The sequence below is a fragment of the Campylobacter sp. GB48 genome (genome assembly GCF_049221845.1).
Taxonomy (GTDB): Bacteria; Campylobacterota; Campylobacteria; order Campylobacterales; family Campylobacteraceae; genus Campylobacter_D; species Campylobacter_D lari_C.
Window position 1 is genome coordinate 26,221 of sequence record NZ_JBMJAR010000005.1, and the last position, 15,179, is coordinate 41,399.

Sequence of the window (15,179 nt, forward strand, 5' to 3'; positions counted from 1 at the left end):
TTTTAGGATTTTTTATGCAAAAACGCACTCAACTAAAAGGTTTTGAAAAACTCAAACTCATTTTTATACTAGGCTTTTTATCTGCTATAGCACCACTTTCAACTGATATGTATTTGCCTGCTTTAAATGAGGTAGAAAAAAGCTTTCAAACAAATTCTTTTTACACTCAACTTTCTCTTGCAAGTTTTTTCATAGCCTTTTCTTTAGGTCAGCTTTTTTATGGGCCATTAAGTGATGTATATGGCAGAAAAAAACCTTTATATATAGGACTTTTTCTTTTTATTTCTTCAAGTATTGCTTGTGTTTTAGTTGATTCCATTCATGCTTTTATAGCTTTGCGTTTTTTTGAAGCCTTAGGAGGTTGTGTGGGTGTAGTTGTAGCAAGAGCTATAGTAAATGATGTTTTTGAGCTTAAAGAAGCAGCAGGAGTTTATGCTTTGATGATGGTTTTTACTTCTTTAGCTCCTATGCTTTCCCCTACTTTTGGTGGGATTTTACTTGAGTTTTTTTCTTGGCGTAGTATATTTTTGACATTGTTTATCTTAGGTTTTATTTTATTTATGCTTGTTATTTTTGCTCTAAAAGAAAGCAACCTCAGCACCCAAGGTAAAAAATTCAATCACAAAGAAGTTGCAAAAAGTTACAAAAAAATCTTAAAAGATCGTCGTTTTGTGGTGTATTTGCTTTGTGGGAATTTAATCTTTGCAGGTTTTTTTGCTTATTTAACCGGCTCATCTTTTGTTTTTACTCGTGTTTTTGAACTCAGTCCTCAACAATACGCAGCCCTTTTTGGTACAAATGCTTTAAGTTTTGTTATATGTGCCAATATAAACGCAAGGATAGTTCTTAAACTCTCGCCTTATTATGTTTTACCAAGAGCGCTTATGATGATTACCTTTTTAACCTTTTTACTCATTTTAGGGGCAACTTTTGATCTAGGTTTTTGGGCTTTTGAAATTCCTTTATGTTTAATCATAGCAAGTTTGGGTTTTATCTTGCCAAATACCACCACTTTAGCTATGGCAAGATCAAAACAAAATGCAGGCAGTGCTTCAGCACTCTTAGGGGCAGCGCAATTTGCTATGGCAGGAGTAATGGCATTTTTAGTAAGTCTTTTAAATGCTAATACACCTATATTTTTATCGCTTATTTTAGGAACTTGTACATTTTTATCTTTGGTTTCTTATCTGAGTTTGATTAATAAAAGAAAGTTAAATAAAATCAAAAAGAAGTTAAGCGTGATTTCTCACGCTTAATTAAGCAATATTTTTGAAAAGATTCACTGACTATATCGAACCTTTTTCAAAAAACTTTATATTTATTTTCAAAACACTTATAAACAATTTATGTTAAAATTTCTCATCAATCAATAAAGGCTTTATTAATGAAAAAAATAGCTACTATTTTTGCAGGAGCCGAAGGATGTGGAAAAACTACCTTGTATTATAATGAACTTGAAAAAAACAAAGACTTTGGGTTTAGAATCAACATCGATGAAATCGTAAGTAGCTTTGGCGACTGGAAAAATCAAGAAGATCAATTTAGAGCTTCAAGGATAGTCATTAAAATGCGTGAAAACTATATCAAAAAAGCTTATGATTTTAACCAAGAAACCACACTTTGTGGCACTAGCATTTTATCTTTATTCAAAAAGCTACAAAAAAATTCTTACACTATAAATCTTTACTACATCGGACTAGACTCTCCAAGTACGGCAAAGCAAAGAGTTAAAATTCGCGTGGCTAAAGGCGGGCATGATATAAAAGAAGAACTTATAGAAAAAAGATACTACGAGTCTTTACAAAATTTTAACACCGTTGCTAAATTCTGTAACCACATTACTATTTTTGACAATACTCAAAATTATAAAAAACTCTTAGAATTTAAAAACAATAAGCTAGAAGTATTTGAAACTACCAAATGGCTAAAACCATTAATGATAAATTTTAAAAATCCAAGTTTATAAATTTTTATTTTAACTTGTCGATATGCAAATCATGCTACTCACTCCTTAAGGCAAGAAAGAAGTGAGTTAGCAATAGATTGAAGGCTTCAAGGCTATCAAGTATTACAAGGCTACCTCGATAACCTTGTAAAGCTTGATCCCAAGGTTTTTAAAACCTTGGGTTAGAATTATTGTTTTAATTGAAGCAAAGTATTTAAAAGCTGATCGCTTGTGGTAATCGTTTTTGAGTTTGCTTGATAACCCCTTTGGATTACGATAAGCTCAGTTAATGCACGACTTAAATCCACATTTGACATTTCTATAGCTGAGCCTTTTAAGCCCCCTCTACCACCTTCGCCAGCATGACCTATAGTAGGACTACCTGAGTTAGCAGTTGCTTTGAAAAGGTTATTACCCATTTCTTCAAGACCCATGTTATTTGGAAAAGTAGCTAGAGCAACCTTAGCTAGAGCTAGAGTTTTACCATTTGTAAATTCTCCATAAATATAACCATTTTCATCGGTTCTTAATGCATCTGGCTTTAAGTTACCACCTGTGTAACCATCAGTTTCTTGTTTAGTGGTAGCTGAGTCTTTATCATAGCTTGTTAAACCATCAAAACCACCTGTTGTACCAAAGTCAAGTTTTATAACTTGATCTGGTTTTGAGCCGTTATTTCCGGTGAAATTTAATACATTTGGCGTATAGCTTTGAAGCGAGCCATCATTACCAAATCTTAAATTTCCTACTACTATGTTTCCTGGAGCGCCATCACCACTAAAATTTATCTCTGCAGGCTCAGGCACTGAGATGATGATAGACCATTCAGCTCCACCATCTGCTGTTTTAGCTTGTTTGGTAAATTGCACAGTTAGCTCATGTCTAGTACCTAATGAGTCAAAAATTTCTATACTAGCAGTATGAGCTGAAAGATACATGTCTTGAGAATATTTTTCATTATTACCTGCATTGAAATTTCCATCTAGCGCACTAAACATCGCTGTGAATTTATCATTAGTGGCGATTTTATTAGTTTCATTAGAATAGCCTGTAACTTTAAAGGTCATATCTTTAGCATTTGGTTCTTTAGGATTAGTAATTTTGAATCTACCATCACTTTCTACTACTACTTCTACAGCAGCATTTGCATCAACAGCTTCTCTTTTACCATTTCCATCATAATCCACTGCATATCTAGCATCTCTTTGTAAAAGCTCTCTTAAATCTTCAGTAGTATGAAAAAGTCTTTGCCCATTCATATCAGGCCAAGTGTCAGGATCATTTGTAGGATTATTGCCAATATCTACATTATTTGAGCTATAAATGTACTCATGAGCTGTGATTACGCTAATTGGCCCATTTTCTCCTCCAAGTAAAGCATTTCCTGGTCCCGGAGGGGTAGCATCATTAATAGTATCACCAACTTGAATAGTTTCACCAGCTGTATTATTAGCTCCTATAGTGATATTTAAATTTTTAGATTTTGCTGTAGTTCCTGTGCTATTATCATTAGTAAAAGTCATTTTACCATCTACTATAGAAGCCACCACACCAGTTTCTGCTGTCTTAGCATTGATAGCATTTAAAAAAGTATCTTTACCAACACCTGTTGCAGTTATTTGCACCCCATTGATAACTATATCTAAAGTTGCAGGTTGTTGATTTCCATTTGTATCTGTAAAGCCCCAAAAAGTATAGTCTGTATTTGGTTGAAAATTATTTTGATCTACAGGTAAATCTGTATTAAATGCTTTATCGCTTGTCCATTTTGCTTCTTTGTAACTTACCCATATACCTTGTCCATCTCTTAAATTCAAACCCTCACCTTGAGCGTTAAATACTACACCCATATCTATACCTTTTTCGGTTACTTGGGCTCCACTTTTTGAAGTGGTATAAAACTCAGTATGGCCAGTATCATTTTCATCTATCGCTGTTCCTGTATCATCTCTTCTACCATGAGTAGAATCTAGTGCATAAATAGGTCTTTTTGCGGAAGCATTAGCACCTAAAGTGTTGCCACTATCTAAATTCGCTGTAAGTTTTACTGAAGAGCTTGGTCTAGCAGGCATACTCATACCAGGTGGGATCACGATATCACCTACTGAAGTTGAAGAGTCAATTTGACCTGTTTCTTGATTATAATTCCAACCTTGAACAGTATAGCCGTTATTATCTACGAAATTTCCTACTGCATCCGTTTTAAAATCCCCTGCACGGGTATAATACTGAGTAGTACCACCATCATTTGAAACGATGAAAAAACCATCTCCGTTAATAGCCATATCGGTATTTTTATCTGTAGTTTGGATATTACCTTGAGAGTGAATTCTAGTAGTAGAATTTACACCTGAACCAAGCCCAACTTGCATAGGGTTTTTACCACCTAGGTTGCCATCTGGAGCTGTAGCTATCTTAGAAGTTTGACTCATAAGCGTTGAGAAATCCGCACGAGAATACTTAAAACCAAATGTATTAACATTGGCTATATTGTTACCTTCTACATCCATTGCGTATTGGTGTGCTTGGAGTCCTGAAACCCCAGCCCAAAGAGATCTCATCATAATTAAATCCTTTAAAAAATATTGCTTTGTGAATATCTCACAATCTTCTATTGCTTAGCTAAGATAAAGCAATAAGTGTTCCAAAAATACAAATAAAATGAAATTAAAAAATAGAAAATAAATTAAAAATTAGGTTTTAATGTGTAAAGTTTTTTTAAAATTACTCGATATAGTCAGTGAATCTTTTCAAAAATATTGCTTAATTAAGCGTGAGAAATCACGCTTAACTTTTATTTCTTTCTTTTAATTTAGCAATCACATCATTTAAACTCAAATCCGCATCAGCTAATAACACTTCTAAATGATAAAGTAAATCAGCTGCTTCATTTATCAGCTCATCTTTGTCTTTAACAGTAGCAGCTAAAGCCGTTTCAACTCCTTCTTCACCTACTTTTTGCGCTATGCGTTTAGTGCCTTTTGAAAAAAGCTCAGCTGTGTAAGAAGAACTTGCGCAAGTATTTTTACGTGAATTAATCAGCTTTTCAAGACGCGATAAAAATACAAAATCAGCTTTTTTGGAAGTTTGTTCAAAACAAGAAGTATCACCCGTGTGACAAGTAGCTCCGCTAGGTTTAACTAAAATCAAAATACAATCTCTATCGCAATCAAGTCCCATATCTATAATATGTAAAAAATTCCCACTTTGCTCACCTTTCATCCACAAACGCTCTTTAGTGCGTGAATAAAACACAACTTTTTGGTGTTTGAAGCTTTCTCTTAATGCCTCTTCATTCATAAAGCCCTGCATTAAAACTTCACAAGTTTGATAATCTTGTATGATCACAGGAACAAGGTTATTAACCTTTTGCCAACTAATACTTTTTATAAATTCTTCTTCATTTATCTTCATAGCTTTTCCTTTTAAATGCGAATTTGTATACCTTGATCTTTTAAAAATAGTTTTAATTCTTTAATATCTATAAGTTTTTTATGAAACACAGAAGCTGCCAAAGCTCCATCAATACCAAGTTTAAAAGCGTCTAAAAAATGCTCTTTAGCTCCTGCACCCCCACTTGCTACTAAAGGCACAGGACAAATTTGTCTAACTTTAGCAAGCTGATCAAGATCATAACCCTTTCTCATGCCATCTTGATTCATCATGTTTAGTACGATTTCACCCGCTCCTAGCTCACATACTTGCTTTATCCATTCTAGTGTTTTTTTACCACTATGATGAGATTTACTCTCATCTCCAGTGTATTTATAGACTAAAAGCTCGTTGTTTTCATCTTTAAAAGTATCTATACCTACGACTACACATTGCACTCCAAAGCTTTTTGCAAGGCGTGAGATTAAATCAGGATCATTTAAAGCAGGGGAATTAATAGAAATTTTATCAGCACCATTTGCTAAAAGCTCTTTTGCGTCATCTTCACTTTTTATACCTCCTGCAACGCAAAATGGTATAGAGATATTTTGTGCTACCTTGCTTACCCAAGTTCTATCAATGCGCTCATTTTTAGCTGAAGCAGTTATATCATAAAATACTAGCTCATCAATGCCATTTTGTGAGTAAAATTTAGCAAGCTCGATGATATCGCCCATATCTTCATGGTTTTTAAACTGCACCCCTTTAACTACTCTACCATCTTTTACATCTAAACATGCGATTATGCGTTTTGCAAGCATTTATTTCTCCAAAATACACTTTTCTTTAAGATATTTTTGCATTTGATCATCATTCTTAACCTCATCAAATTTTGCATGAATTTTTACCTCTACCCCAACTTTTATTTGTTTATTAATATCATCAATAAAATCTTTGAAATTTTCATTTTTTTCTACAAGCATATCTATGGTTTGTATATCTAGTTCTTTTTCTTTTGCATTAAGAAGAATTTTTGAATTTAAAATATCTTCACTATCAAGCTTTATCACACCTATACCAAAACTTTGATTAAGCCTTCTAAGTTCACTTAAAACCTCGCTATCGATTTCTTTTAATACTACCAAGTAACCCTCATTTGCCCAACTAGAATTACTAACAGCTTGAAAATAATATTCTTTTAAATTTGAAAAATTAATACCTATTTTAAGTTCAAAAGAAAATATTTTATAGCTGTTTTGTTTAAGACCTTCCAAAAGTCCTAATGTTTCTTTTTGATAATCATCATAGGGAAAATATACCCCCACTACATCAGGATAGTTCCATTTATCTTTACCGCTTTCGCTTTTTTTACTTTTTTCATGGTAGATTGTTTTGCAATTTAATCTAAAATCAGAATTTTCATATAAGTATTTTACAAGTAAAGGATGCAAATCTCTTTCATAAAATTTGTTTTTTTCTTGTTTTTCTAAGTCTTTTTCAGTTTGATTTGAAAAATCAATATTCAAAAGCTCATTTTGTCTTTCTCTTAACCAAAATGTAGTAGGTTTTTTTGTTATTTTAATAAATAGAGAATTTTCTTGAAATTCTTTTATATCCACATAAATTCTAGCGCCCAATGTAGCTATAGGTGTTTGTCCTACACTAGGAAGCTTTTTATCTAAGCCTTTATCACAAGCTTCTTTCCAAATTTCATTTACTCCTAAAGGTTTTTTAGCATGTTTTAAAACTTCTAAAATCAAATCCTTATAAGTTAGTTTATTAGACATCTCATTGCCTCCTTTATACTAAATTCTTTATCAAGCAAGGCTTTACCTACGATGATACCACTTACTATGCCATTTAACTTTTTAAAATCTTCCAAGCTTGCCACACCTCCACTTGCTTGGGTTTGTAAATGTGGGAATTTCTCATGCAAAGTTTTATATAAAGTGATATTTGCTCCACTCATCGTGCCATCTTTAGAAATATCTGTGCATAAAATGTGCTTTACATTTTTGTAAAAATTTAAAAGCTCAAATAATTTTTCATCGCTTGTTTTACTCCATGCATCAACAGCCACAAAAAACTCATCTTTAACGCAAACACTATCAAGCGCTAAGACTATACTTTCTACACCAAATTCACTCAAAAGCTCTTGTGTAAAGGCTTTGTTTTTAACCGCTAAGGAGCCTATAACTACGCGTTTAACACCACTATCAAACAAAGCTTTAACCTCATCTTTAGTACGAATTCCTCCACCTACTTGAAGATTTACTTTGATTTTAGAAGCTAGGTTTTCTATGAGTTTTAGTTGTCTTTTACTAGGATCTTTTGCACCGCTTAAATCCACCAAATGAAGCCAAGCAATGCCTTGAGCCTCATACTCTTGAAATTTAGCTAAAGGATCAAAGCTGTATTCTTGCTTTTTAGTATAATCTCCTTTATAAAGCCTTACCACTTTGCCATCTATTAAGTCTAATGCCGGAATGATTTGAGTTTGCATTTTTACCTACATATTTATGAAATTTTTTAATAATACTTCACCCGCTTCGCCGCTTCTTTCAGGGTGAAACTGCACGCCATAAAAATTGCCTTTGTTTAAACTTGCACTAAATTTAGTAGAATACTCACACTCTGCGATGGTGTATTCATTTAAACTCACACAATAACTATGCACAAAATAAAAATAAGCTCCATCTAAGCCTTTAAAAAGCTCATGTGAGCTAAAGACTTGATTCCACCCCATATGCGGGAAAGTAAAATTTGCTTTTTCTTGGAATTTTTGTGTATCAAAAGGCATAATGCCAAGTGTTTTTTGGTGTAATTCTTCTGAAAAGTTACCCAGAATTTGCATACCAAGACAAATACCTAAAAGTGGTTTTGTAGTAGTTTGGATAAAATTTTCTAAATTAAGTGCTTGTAAATTAGCCATTGCTTTAGCTGCTGTGCCAACCCCAGGAAGCAAAAGCTTATCTGCTTGTGAGAGTTCTTTTAAATCATGCGTGATAATACTTTTTTGCCCTAAACGCTCGAGTGCAAAAGCAAGAGAAGCTAAATTCGCACAACCTGTATCTATAATAGCTAGTTTCATATCACTCCTTTTGAGCTTGCTAGGTTTTCATTTTCTATTTTTATAGCCATTTTTAAAGCTCTTGCAAAGGCTTTAAAAAGTCCTTCGGCCTTGTGATGATCATTTTTGCCTTTAACTTTTAAATGCAAACTCGCACCCATAGCATAGCTTAGTGAGTAGAAAAAATGCTCTATCATTTCTGTGCTTAATTCTCCAAGTTTTTCTTTTTTAAACTTAGCCTTATAAACTAAATGCGGTCTATTACAAAAGTCAATCGCACAACTTGCCAAGCACTCGTCCATAGGCAAAACAAAACCATATCTTGCAATGCCTATTTTTTGATCAAGTGCGCTTTTGATAGCCTCGCCCAAAGCAAGTGCGACATCTTCTACGCTGTGATGCTCATCAACTTCTAAATCCCCTTTGCATTTTACCTCTAAAGATATATTTGCATGTGTAGTAATTTGCTCTAACATATGATCAAAAAATGCGATATTTGTTTTTATATCAGCTTTTGCTTTTTCATTAAAAGCTATTTTAACTTGAATTTGAGTTTCTTTGGTATTACGCTCTATGCAGGCACTGCGGTAATTTTGCAAAATAAAATCAGCAATTTGTTCCCAGTTAAAGTCGTTTTTGTCATATTTTAAACCTTGAATTTCAAGATTTTGTGCCAAAAGCATATCGCTGTCTCTATCGCCTATAACAAAACTTTTATTTTTATCATAAAGTCTATTTTTGATATAGTTTTCAAGCATGGCAGTTTTTGGCTTCCTACAGGTGCAATTTTCATGCTCAAAATGTGGACATATAAAAATATCTTCAAATTCTATGCCACAACTTTGAAAAACACTTAGCATTTTTTCATGAGCCTTGTCAAAATTTTCCTTAGGAAAAGAATTTGTGCCTAAACCATCTTGATTACTCACCATAACAAATTTAAAACCAAAATTTTTTAACTTTAAAAGTGCATTGATGGCACCTTTTTCGAACTCAAGTTTTTCTAAAGAGTCAATTTGAAAATCATCTTTTGGCTCATCAATGAGTGTGCCATCTCTATCGATAAATAAAATTTTTGCACTCATTTTAGACTTTCTAATCTTAAACTCACGGCATTTTTATGCCCATCAAGCCCTTCAGCTGCTGATAAAATTTCCACAACAGGCCCAAGTTTTTTAAAGCCTTCTTTGCTAAGTTCTTGTACAGTCATTCTTTTCATAAAATCAGCAAGCCCTAATGAAGAATAAGACTTAGTAAAACCATAAGTTGGTAATACATGATTTGTCCCACTTGCATAATCTCCCATAGATTCTGGAGAATACTCACCTAAAAATACCGAACCTGCATGCATAATATCATCAAGCAAGCTAGATGGATTTTGTGTATGAATGATCAAATGCTCGGGTGCATAGTCATTTGAAATACTTATAGCATGTTTTATATCTTTTGCAAGAATGATTTTAGAGTGCGCTAAAGATTTTGAAGCAATTTCTTTACGCGAGAATTTTTCAAGCTGTAAAGCAACTTCACTATCTACTTCTTTGGCTAGTTTTTCACTTGTGCAAACTAAAATCGCTTGAGAATCTGCTCCATGCTCAGCTTGCGAGAGTAAATCTGAAGCTATAAATTTAGCATTAGCAAACTCATCTGCTAAAACTAACACTTCAGAAGGGCCTGCTTGCATATCAATAGCTACTCCATGATTATTAACTTGCTTTTTGGCTTCAGTTACAAAGGCATTTCCTGGGCCAAAAATTTTATCTACTTTTTGCACACTTTGCGTTCCATAAGCAAGCGCTGCTATGGCTCCTGCTCCACCTATTTGATACACTGCATCAACTTCGCAAAGTTTTGCCACAAAAGCAATGGCAGGGTGCAATGGTGCTGGGGAAGCTAAGGCTATGAATTTGCATTTTGCAATTTTAGCAGGGATAGCTAGCATGAGTGCAGTTGAAAAAAGCGGTGCTAAGCCTCCTGGTATATAAAGCCCTACTTTTTCAATGGCTCTTGTTAACACCTTACAAGTTACTCCTTCAAAGGTTTGAACCTCTATAGTTTGGCTTTCTTGAGCTTTGTGGAATTTATAGATATTTTCATAAGCTATTTTGATAGCTTGTTTTAACTCATCATCAATTTGCTCTGCTAAATTACTAAGCTCTTCATCACTTAGTTTGATGGAATTTAACTCTACTTTATCAAATTTTATAGCCATTTGTTTTAAAGCTGCATCGCCATTTATCTTAACATCTTCAATGATTTGTTCTACTATGGTTTTAACCTGTGCATTAGCGCTTATAGCAGGACGCTTGAGTGCTAATTCTTGTTCGCTTTGGTTTAATTTTTCAAAATCAAGTATTTGCATTTTTATCCTTTAAGAGAGCATTTTTTCAATAGGTAAAACTAAAATCGCACTTGCACCTTCTTTTTTCAAAGCTTCCATAGTTTCCCAAAATAAATTTTCTTGACTTACCATATGTAATGCCACTCTAGCTTTATCATTTTCTAAAGGTAAAATCGTAGGTTTTTCAACACCTGGTAATAAAGCTGTAATTTTTTCTAGCTTTTCAATAGGAGCATGCAACATGATGTATTTTGACTCTCTTGCTTGCATAACTCCATGAATTCTAATGAGTAATTTATCGATTAATTCTTGTTTGTGTGGAGCTAAACTTTCTTTTCTTTGGATAATACAAGCTTTTGACTTATAAATTACCATAACTTCTTTAAGTCCATTTGCTTTTAAAGTAGCACCACTTGAAACTAAATCACAAATTCCATCAGCTAAATTTGCACTTGGTGCTACTTCAACTGAGCCTGTTAGCATACAAGTTTTATAAGGAATGTTATTTTCTTCCATAAAGCGCTTTAAAAGCTGTGGATAAGAAGTTGCTATGCGTAAATTTTTAAAACTTTCTATACCTTTATACTCGCTATTTTCTGGCAATGCTAAAGACAAACGACACCCACCAAAATCAAGCTTTTTAAGCATGATAAAATCTGCATTTTCGTTTTTTGATTTTCTTTCTAACTCATTTTCTTCTAAAACATTTTCTCCAACTATACCAAGATCTACCACTCCATCAAAAATTAATCCTGGTATATCATCATCTCTTACTCTAAGTAAATCAATAGGTAGATTTGTAGAAAAAGCAATCAAGCTTTGATCGTGTATGCGAAGTTTTACACCTATAGACTCAAGCAAGGCAATAGAATCTTTGCTTAAACGACCTGATTTTTGTATAGCTATGCGTAATCTTGAATTTTCTTGCATTTTTTTCCTTTTTTGTAGTTAAAAGATTAATAGTAGCAAAAAATGGATAAAAATACAAAAAATAGTAAGTAAATAAATAAAAATAAGAAGTTTTAGCCTTTAAAAAGGCTAAAAATTAAGCTACGAATTCGATGAAAGCCATTTCTGCAGCATCGCCACGGCGAATTCTTGTTTTAATAATTCTTGTATAACCACCGTTTCTATCTGCAAATTTAGGTGCGATTTCTGTTACAAGTTTGTTTGTAGCCTCTTTATCTTGTAAGCTAGCAAAAACTGCTCTGTGAGCATTGAAATCACCTTTTCTTGCACGAGTGATCAATCTTTCAACATAACCTCTTAATTCTTTTGCTTTAGGTAATGTTGTTTCTATTTTACCTGCTTTAATAATAGCAATGGTAAGGTTTTTTAATAAGGCTGCACGATGAGTAGAAGTGCGACCTAACTTTCTATATCCATGTCTATGTCTCATTGATTATCCTTCATTTTGTGCTTTTAATTCTGTAATTTTTTTCTTTAGCGTTTCTTTTGCACTATCACTGAGTTTTGAATTTCCTATAGGGAAACCTATAGATTCCATTACGCTTTTAATCTCATCTAAAGATTTTTTACCAAGATTTTTTAAATCTGCAAGTTCACTAACACTCATTAAAGCAAGCTCACCGATATAAACCACATTTGCTTTTTCTAAGCAGTTAAAACTTCTTGCACTTAAATTTAACTCAGTTATATTTTGAAGTAATTTTACATGTTCTACTTCATTATTTGGTGTTTGACTTCTTACAACGCTTTGTGCATTAGTGATTTTATCAAACACCGATAATTGTTTATACATTGCTTCTAAAGCATTTTTAAAAGCATCACTTGGTGAAATTTGACCATCGGTTGTGATTGTAAAAACAACTTTTTCATAATCTGGATTATCTTCAAAAAGCACTTTTTCTATATCATAAACCGCATGTTTTACCGGAGTAAAGAATGCATCAAGTGCTATAAATTCAGGATCTAAGAAATTTTGAATTTCTTCAGAAGGCACATAACCTATACCTTTTTCAATGATTAAAGTAAATTCTAAATCCGCATCTTCATTAATCGTTGCAAGATAGCTATCTGCATTCACAACTTCAACAACTTCATTGTCTAAGTCTTTTCCGCAAATTTCTTTTGGTCCTTTAAAACTAAAGGTTACGATTTCTTTTTCAGAATCTGTTTTTAGTTTAAATCTTAATTTTTTTAGATTGATAATAAACAATGCTACATCTTCAAGCATACCACGCATACTATCAAATTCATGTGCTACGCCTTTGATTTTAACTCCTGTTGGAGCAAAACCTACTGTGCTTGAATAAAGCAAACGACGCAAAGGATGCGCCAAAGTAATAGCATAGCCGATTTCAAAAGGCCATGCACTTACTTTTGCTACTGTATCACTGATATTTTCAATACTAAACTCTGTTGGTGTATAAGCAGAAGTTGTAATATGTCTCATATCAAAAACCTTTATTATTTAGAGTACAACTCAACGATATATCTTTCCTCAACTGGAATGATAACTTCTTCTCTTTCAGGTTTTCTTGTAAAAATTCCAAATCTTTTATCTTTTTCTACATCAACCCAAGCAACTATACCAGTTTGAGCAGTAAGTTCGATCGCTCTTGAAATTTGAGGATTGTTTTTGCTTTTTTCAATCACTTCAATTTTCTGGCCTGCTTCTACTCTATAACTAGGAATATCCACTCTTTTACCATTTACTAAAATATGTCCATGAGTTACAAGTTGTCTAGCAAAACGACGTGTTGTAGCAAAACCCATTCTATAAACAACATTATCAAGTCTTTGTTCTAAAAGCTGAATTAAAAGTGCACCGGTGTTGCCATCTTTTCTAGCAGCTTCACTAAATAATCTTCTAAATTGTTTTTCACTAACACCATACATAAATTTAGCTTTTTGTTTTTCTCTTAATTGAAGTCCGTATTCGCTGATTTTAGCTTTTCTTTGTCCATGCTGACCTGGTGCGTAAGGGCGTTTATCTAAAGCGCTTTTACCTGCTAATCTTCTTTCGCCTTTCATTGCCAAACTTACGCCAAGTCGTCTTTCTAATTTCTCTACTGGTCCTCTATATCTTGCCATTATAATTCTCCTAAATCTTATATCTTATTCTTAGACACGACGACGTTTTGGTGGTCTACAACCATTATGAGCTAATGGGGTAATATCTTTTAAGAAAGTTACTTTAATACCTTCCATAGCACCTACACTCTTAACCGCTGTCTCACGACCACTTCCTGGTCCTTGTACTTTAATACCTACTTCTTTAATGCCATGCTCTTTTGCTTTATTTAAAGCGTCTTCTACTGCTTGTTGTGCTGCATAAGGAGTTGATTTTTTAGAACCTTTAAATCCTAAACCACCTGCACTACTCCAAGCGATAGCATTTCCCATTTCATCAGTTACAGTAACCATAGTATTATTAAATGTTGCACTGATATAAACTATACCTTTAGCTATATTTTTTTTAACTACTTTTTTCTTAACTACTTTTCTTTTTGCCATTTTCTATCCTTATGATTTTGCACCAACGGTTTTTCTCTTACCTTTTCTAGTTCTGGCATTTGTTTTTGTTTTTTGACCACGAACTGGTAAGCCTTTTCTATGTCTTAAGCCTCTAAAGCTTCCTAGATCCATCAATGCTTTGATATCCATAGCAACTTGTTTTCTAAGATCACCCTCAACCATGTAGTTTTCTTGAATTTCTTTACGGATAGCTGCTGCTTCATCTTCACTTAGCTCATGAACTCTTTTATCATAAGAAATTCCTGTTTTATCTAAGATTTTTCTTGAAGTATGCAAACCTATACCATAAATATAAGTCAAGCCATATTCAATTCTTTTTTTCTTTGGTAAATCCACACCTGCAATACGAGCCATAAATTATCCTTGTCTTTGTTTGTGTTTTGGATTTTCGCAAATAATGCGAACTACGCCTTTACGACGAACTACTTTGCATTTGTCACACATCTTTTTAACAGATGGTCTAACTTTCATGCTTTACTCCTATTATTGTAAATTCCACTTTTTTTACAACTGCACCAGGTTTTTAGAGCAACCAACTATTTTCAAAATAAGTGGTGATTTTGAAAATACTTCTTCATACAGTTTTATTGCAATTTCTGCAAAAGTGCTAATTATACTTTACTTTTGCTTTTAAACAACTTAGACTTATTTGTATCTAAATGTAATACGACCCTTATCAAGACTATAAGGCGTTAGCTCTACTTTAACTCTATCACCAGGCATAATCCTAATATAATGCATACGCATTTTACCTGCAATATGACAAAGTATCACATGTTTATTATCTAATTCAACTTTGAAAGTTGCATTAGGTAAAGCTTCAATTACATTACCATCAATTTCGATAATATCATCTTTTGCCAATGCATTCTCCTTTCTATATAAAATACAAAACTATTATTTTAACACAATTTTCTTTTTAAATTTTTAATATTTTTTACTATATACTA

The 15,179-nt window shown here is 33.1% G+C and carries 18 protein-coding genes; 2 read left to right on the forward strand and 16 right to left on the reverse strand.

All coding sequences use genetic code 11. The features are described 5' to 3' along the window. Positions 1-14: 14 nt before the first annotated feature. Entirely contained in the window at positions 15-1,256 is a 1,242-nt protein-coding gene (locus ACOTVC_RS04020; protein ID WP_421627771.1) for a multidrug effflux MFS transporter, read from the forward strand. 128 nt (positions 1,257-1,384) lie between these two features. After that, positions 1,385-1,966 (forward strand): zeta toxin family protein, encoded by a 582-nt coding sequence (locus ACOTVC_RS04025; protein ID WP_421627772.1) that lies wholly within the window; start codon positions 1,385-1,387, stop codon positions 1,964-1,966. Positions 1,967-2,133: 167 nt separating this feature from the next. Here ACOTVC_RS04025 and flgE read toward each other — a convergent pair whose 3' ends face one another. From flgE to infA, 16 genes are all read right to left on the reverse strand, one after another. After that, complete coding sequence (gene flgE / locus ACOTVC_RS04030) at positions 2,134-4,509, reverse strand: flagellar hook protein FlgE (protein ID WP_214116011.1); 2,376 nt, start codon at positions 4,507-4,509, stop codon at positions 2,134-2,136. A 223-nt stretch (positions 4,510-4,732) separates the two neighbouring features. Next, complete coding sequence (gene hisIE / locus ACOTVC_RS04035; RefSeq protein WP_421627774.1) at positions 4,733-5,359, reverse strand: bifunctional phosphoribosyl-AMP cyclohydrolase/phosphoribosyl-ATP diphosphatase HisIE; 627 nt, start codon at positions 5,357-5,359, stop codon at positions 4,733-4,735. Between the two features lie 11 nt (positions 5,360-5,370). Next, positions 5,371-6,138, reverse strand: coding sequence for an imidazole glycerol phosphate synthase subunit HisF (hisF, locus tag ACOTVC_RS04040; protein WP_214116016.1), 768 nt, complete (start codon positions 6,136-6,138; stop codon positions 5,371-5,373). Then, positions 6,139-7,104, reverse strand: a complete 966-nt coding sequence (locus ACOTVC_RS04045; protein WP_047207868.1) for an HTH domain-containing protein — start codon at positions 7,102-7,104, stop codon at positions 6,139-6,141. Further along, positions 7,089-7,820 (reverse strand): 1-(5-phosphoribosyl)-5-[(5-phosphoribosylamino)methylideneamino]imidazole-4-carboxamide isomerase, encoded by a 732-nt coding sequence (hisA, locus tag ACOTVC_RS04050; RefSeq protein WP_214116017.1) that lies wholly within the window; start codon positions 7,818-7,820, stop codon positions 7,089-7,091. The genes ACOTVC_RS04045 and hisA overlap by 16 nt, the downstream gene beginning before the upstream one ends. Positions 7,821-7,826: 6 nt before the next feature. Next, positions 7,827-8,408, reverse strand: a complete 582-nt coding sequence (gene hisH, locus ACOTVC_RS04055) for an imidazole glycerol phosphate synthase subunit HisH (RefSeq protein ID WP_214116018.1) — start codon at positions 8,406-8,408, stop codon at positions 7,827-7,829. Beyond that, a complete protein-coding gene (hisB, locus tag ACOTVC_RS04060) occupies positions 8,405-9,472 on the reverse strand; it encodes a bifunctional histidinol-phosphatase/imidazoleglycerol-phosphate dehydratase HisB (RefSeq protein WP_421627776.1) in 1,068 nt (355 codons plus the stop codon). Before hisB ends, hisH begins: the two co-directional genes overlap by 4 nt. After that, the gene (gene hisD, locus ACOTVC_RS04065; RefSeq protein WP_421627777.1) at positions 9,469-10,749 is read right to left on the reverse strand and encodes a histidinol dehydrogenase; all 1,281 of its coding nucleotides are present in this window, start codon (positions 10,747-10,749) and stop codon (positions 9,469-9,471) included. The genes hisB and hisD overlap by 4 nt, the downstream gene beginning before the upstream one ends. 9 nt (positions 10,750-10,758) lie before the next feature. Further along, positions 10,759-11,658, reverse strand: a complete 900-nt coding sequence (gene hisG, locus ACOTVC_RS04070) for an ATP phosphoribosyltransferase (RefSeq protein WP_039617188.1) — start codon at positions 11,656-11,658, stop codon at positions 10,759-10,761. 115 nt (positions 11,659-11,773) lie between these two features. Further along, positions 11,774-12,127 carry a 50S ribosomal protein L17 gene (gene rplQ / locus ACOTVC_RS04075; RefSeq protein ID WP_012660847.1) on the reverse strand — a complete coding sequence of 118 codons (354 nt, stop codon included), beginning with the start codon at positions 12,125-12,127 and terminating at the stop codon, positions 11,774-11,776. 3 nt (positions 12,128-12,130) lie between these two features. Continuing rightward, positions 12,131-13,144: a DNA-directed RNA polymerase subunit alpha gene (locus tag ACOTVC_RS04080; RefSeq protein WP_039627711.1), complete on the reverse strand. Its 1,014-nt coding sequence runs from the start codon at positions 13,142-13,144 to the stop codon at positions 12,131-12,133. Positions 13,145-13,158: 14 nt separating this feature from the next. Further along, a complete protein-coding gene (rpsD, locus tag ACOTVC_RS04085) occupies positions 13,159-13,785 on the reverse strand; it encodes a 30S ribosomal protein S4 (protein WP_039617184.1) in 627 nt (208 codons plus the stop codon). 30 nt (positions 13,786-13,815) lie between these two features. Next, positions 13,816-14,208 carry a 30S ribosomal protein S11 gene (gene rpsK, locus ACOTVC_RS04090; protein WP_012660844.1) on the reverse strand — a complete coding sequence of 131 codons (393 nt, stop codon included), beginning with the start codon at positions 14,206-14,208 and terminating at the stop codon, positions 13,816-13,818. A 9-nt stretch (positions 14,209-14,217) separates the two neighbouring features. Then, positions 14,218-14,583, reverse strand: a complete 366-nt coding sequence (gene rpsM / locus ACOTVC_RS04095; RefSeq protein WP_012660843.1) for a 30S ribosomal protein S13 — start codon at positions 14,581-14,583, stop codon at positions 14,218-14,220. Between the two features lie 3 nt (positions 14,584-14,586). Next, positions 14,587-14,700, reverse strand: coding sequence for a 50S ribosomal protein L36 (gene rpmJ, locus ACOTVC_RS04100; RefSeq protein WP_002781429.1), 114 nt, complete (start codon positions 14,698-14,700; stop codon positions 14,587-14,589). A 174-nt stretch (positions 14,701-14,874) separates the two neighbouring features. Beyond that, the gene (infA, locus tag ACOTVC_RS04105; protein ID WP_012660842.1) at positions 14,875-15,093 is read right to left on the reverse strand and encodes a translation initiation factor IF-1; all 219 of its coding nucleotides are present in this window, start codon (positions 15,091-15,093) and stop codon (positions 14,875-14,877) included. Between the last annotated feature and the right edge of the window lie 86 nt (positions 15,094-15,179).

Coding starts and splice junctions, on each gene's coding strand:
- rpsK (WP_012660844.1), bottom strand. CDS start 14,208: ATGGCAAAAAGAAAAGTAGTTAAGAAAAAAGTAGTTAAAAAAAATATA.
- ACOTVC_RS04045 (WP_047207868.1), bottom strand. CDS start 7,104: ATGTCTAATAAACTAACTTATAAGGATTTGATTTTAGAAGTTTTAAAA.
- ACOTVC_RS04080 (WP_039627711.1), bottom strand. CDS start 13,144: ATGAGACATATTACAACTTCTGCTTATACACCAACAGAGTTTAGTATT.
- ACOTVC_RS04020 (WP_421627771.1), top strand. CDS start 15: ATGCAAAAACGCACTCAACTAAAAGGTTTTGAAAAACTCAAACTCATT.
- hisD (WP_421627777.1), bottom strand. CDS start 10,749: ATGCAAATACTTGATTTTGAAAAATTAAACCAAAGCGAACAAGAATTA.
- flgE (WP_214116011.1), bottom strand. CDS start 4,509: ATGATGAGATCTCTTTGGGCTGGGGTTTCAGGACTCCAAGCACACCAA.
- hisF (WP_214116016.1), bottom strand. CDS start 6,138: ATGCTTGCAAAACGCATAATCGCATGTTTAGATGTAAAAGATGGTAGA.
- ACOTVC_RS04025 (WP_421627772.1), top strand. CDS start 1,385: ATGAAAAAAATAGCTACTATTTTTGCAGGAGCCGAAGGATGTGGAAAA.
- rpsM (WP_012660843.1), bottom strand. CDS start 14,583: ATGGCTCGTATTGCAGGTGTGGATTTACCAAAGAAAAAAAGAATTGAA.
- rplQ (WP_012660847.1), bottom strand. CDS start 12,127: ATGAGACATAGACATGGATATAGAAAGTTAGGTCGCACTTCTACTCAT.
- rpsD (WP_039617184.1), bottom strand. CDS start 13,785: ATGGCAAGATATAGAGGACCAGTAGAGAAATTAGAAAGACGACTTGGC.
- hisH (WP_214116018.1), bottom strand. CDS start 8,408: ATGAAACTAGCTATTATAGATACAGGTTGTGCGAATTTAGCTTCTCTT.
- hisIE (WP_421627774.1), bottom strand. CDS start 5,359: ATGAAGATAAATGAAGAAGAATTTATAAAAAGTATTAGTTGGCAAAAG.
- rpmJ (WP_002781429.1), bottom strand. CDS start 14,700: ATGAAAGTTAGACCATCTGTTAAAAAGATGTGTGACAAATGCAAAGTA.
- hisA (WP_214116017.1), bottom strand. CDS start 7,820: ATGCAAACTCAAATCATTCCGGCATTAGACTTAATAGATGGCAAAGTG.
- hisB (WP_421627776.1), bottom strand. CDS start 9,472: ATGAGTGCAAAAATTTTATTTATCGATAGAGATGGCACACTCATTGAT.
- hisG (WP_039617188.1), bottom strand. CDS start 11,658: ATGCAAGAAAATTCAAGATTACGCATAGCTATACAAAAATCAGGTCGT.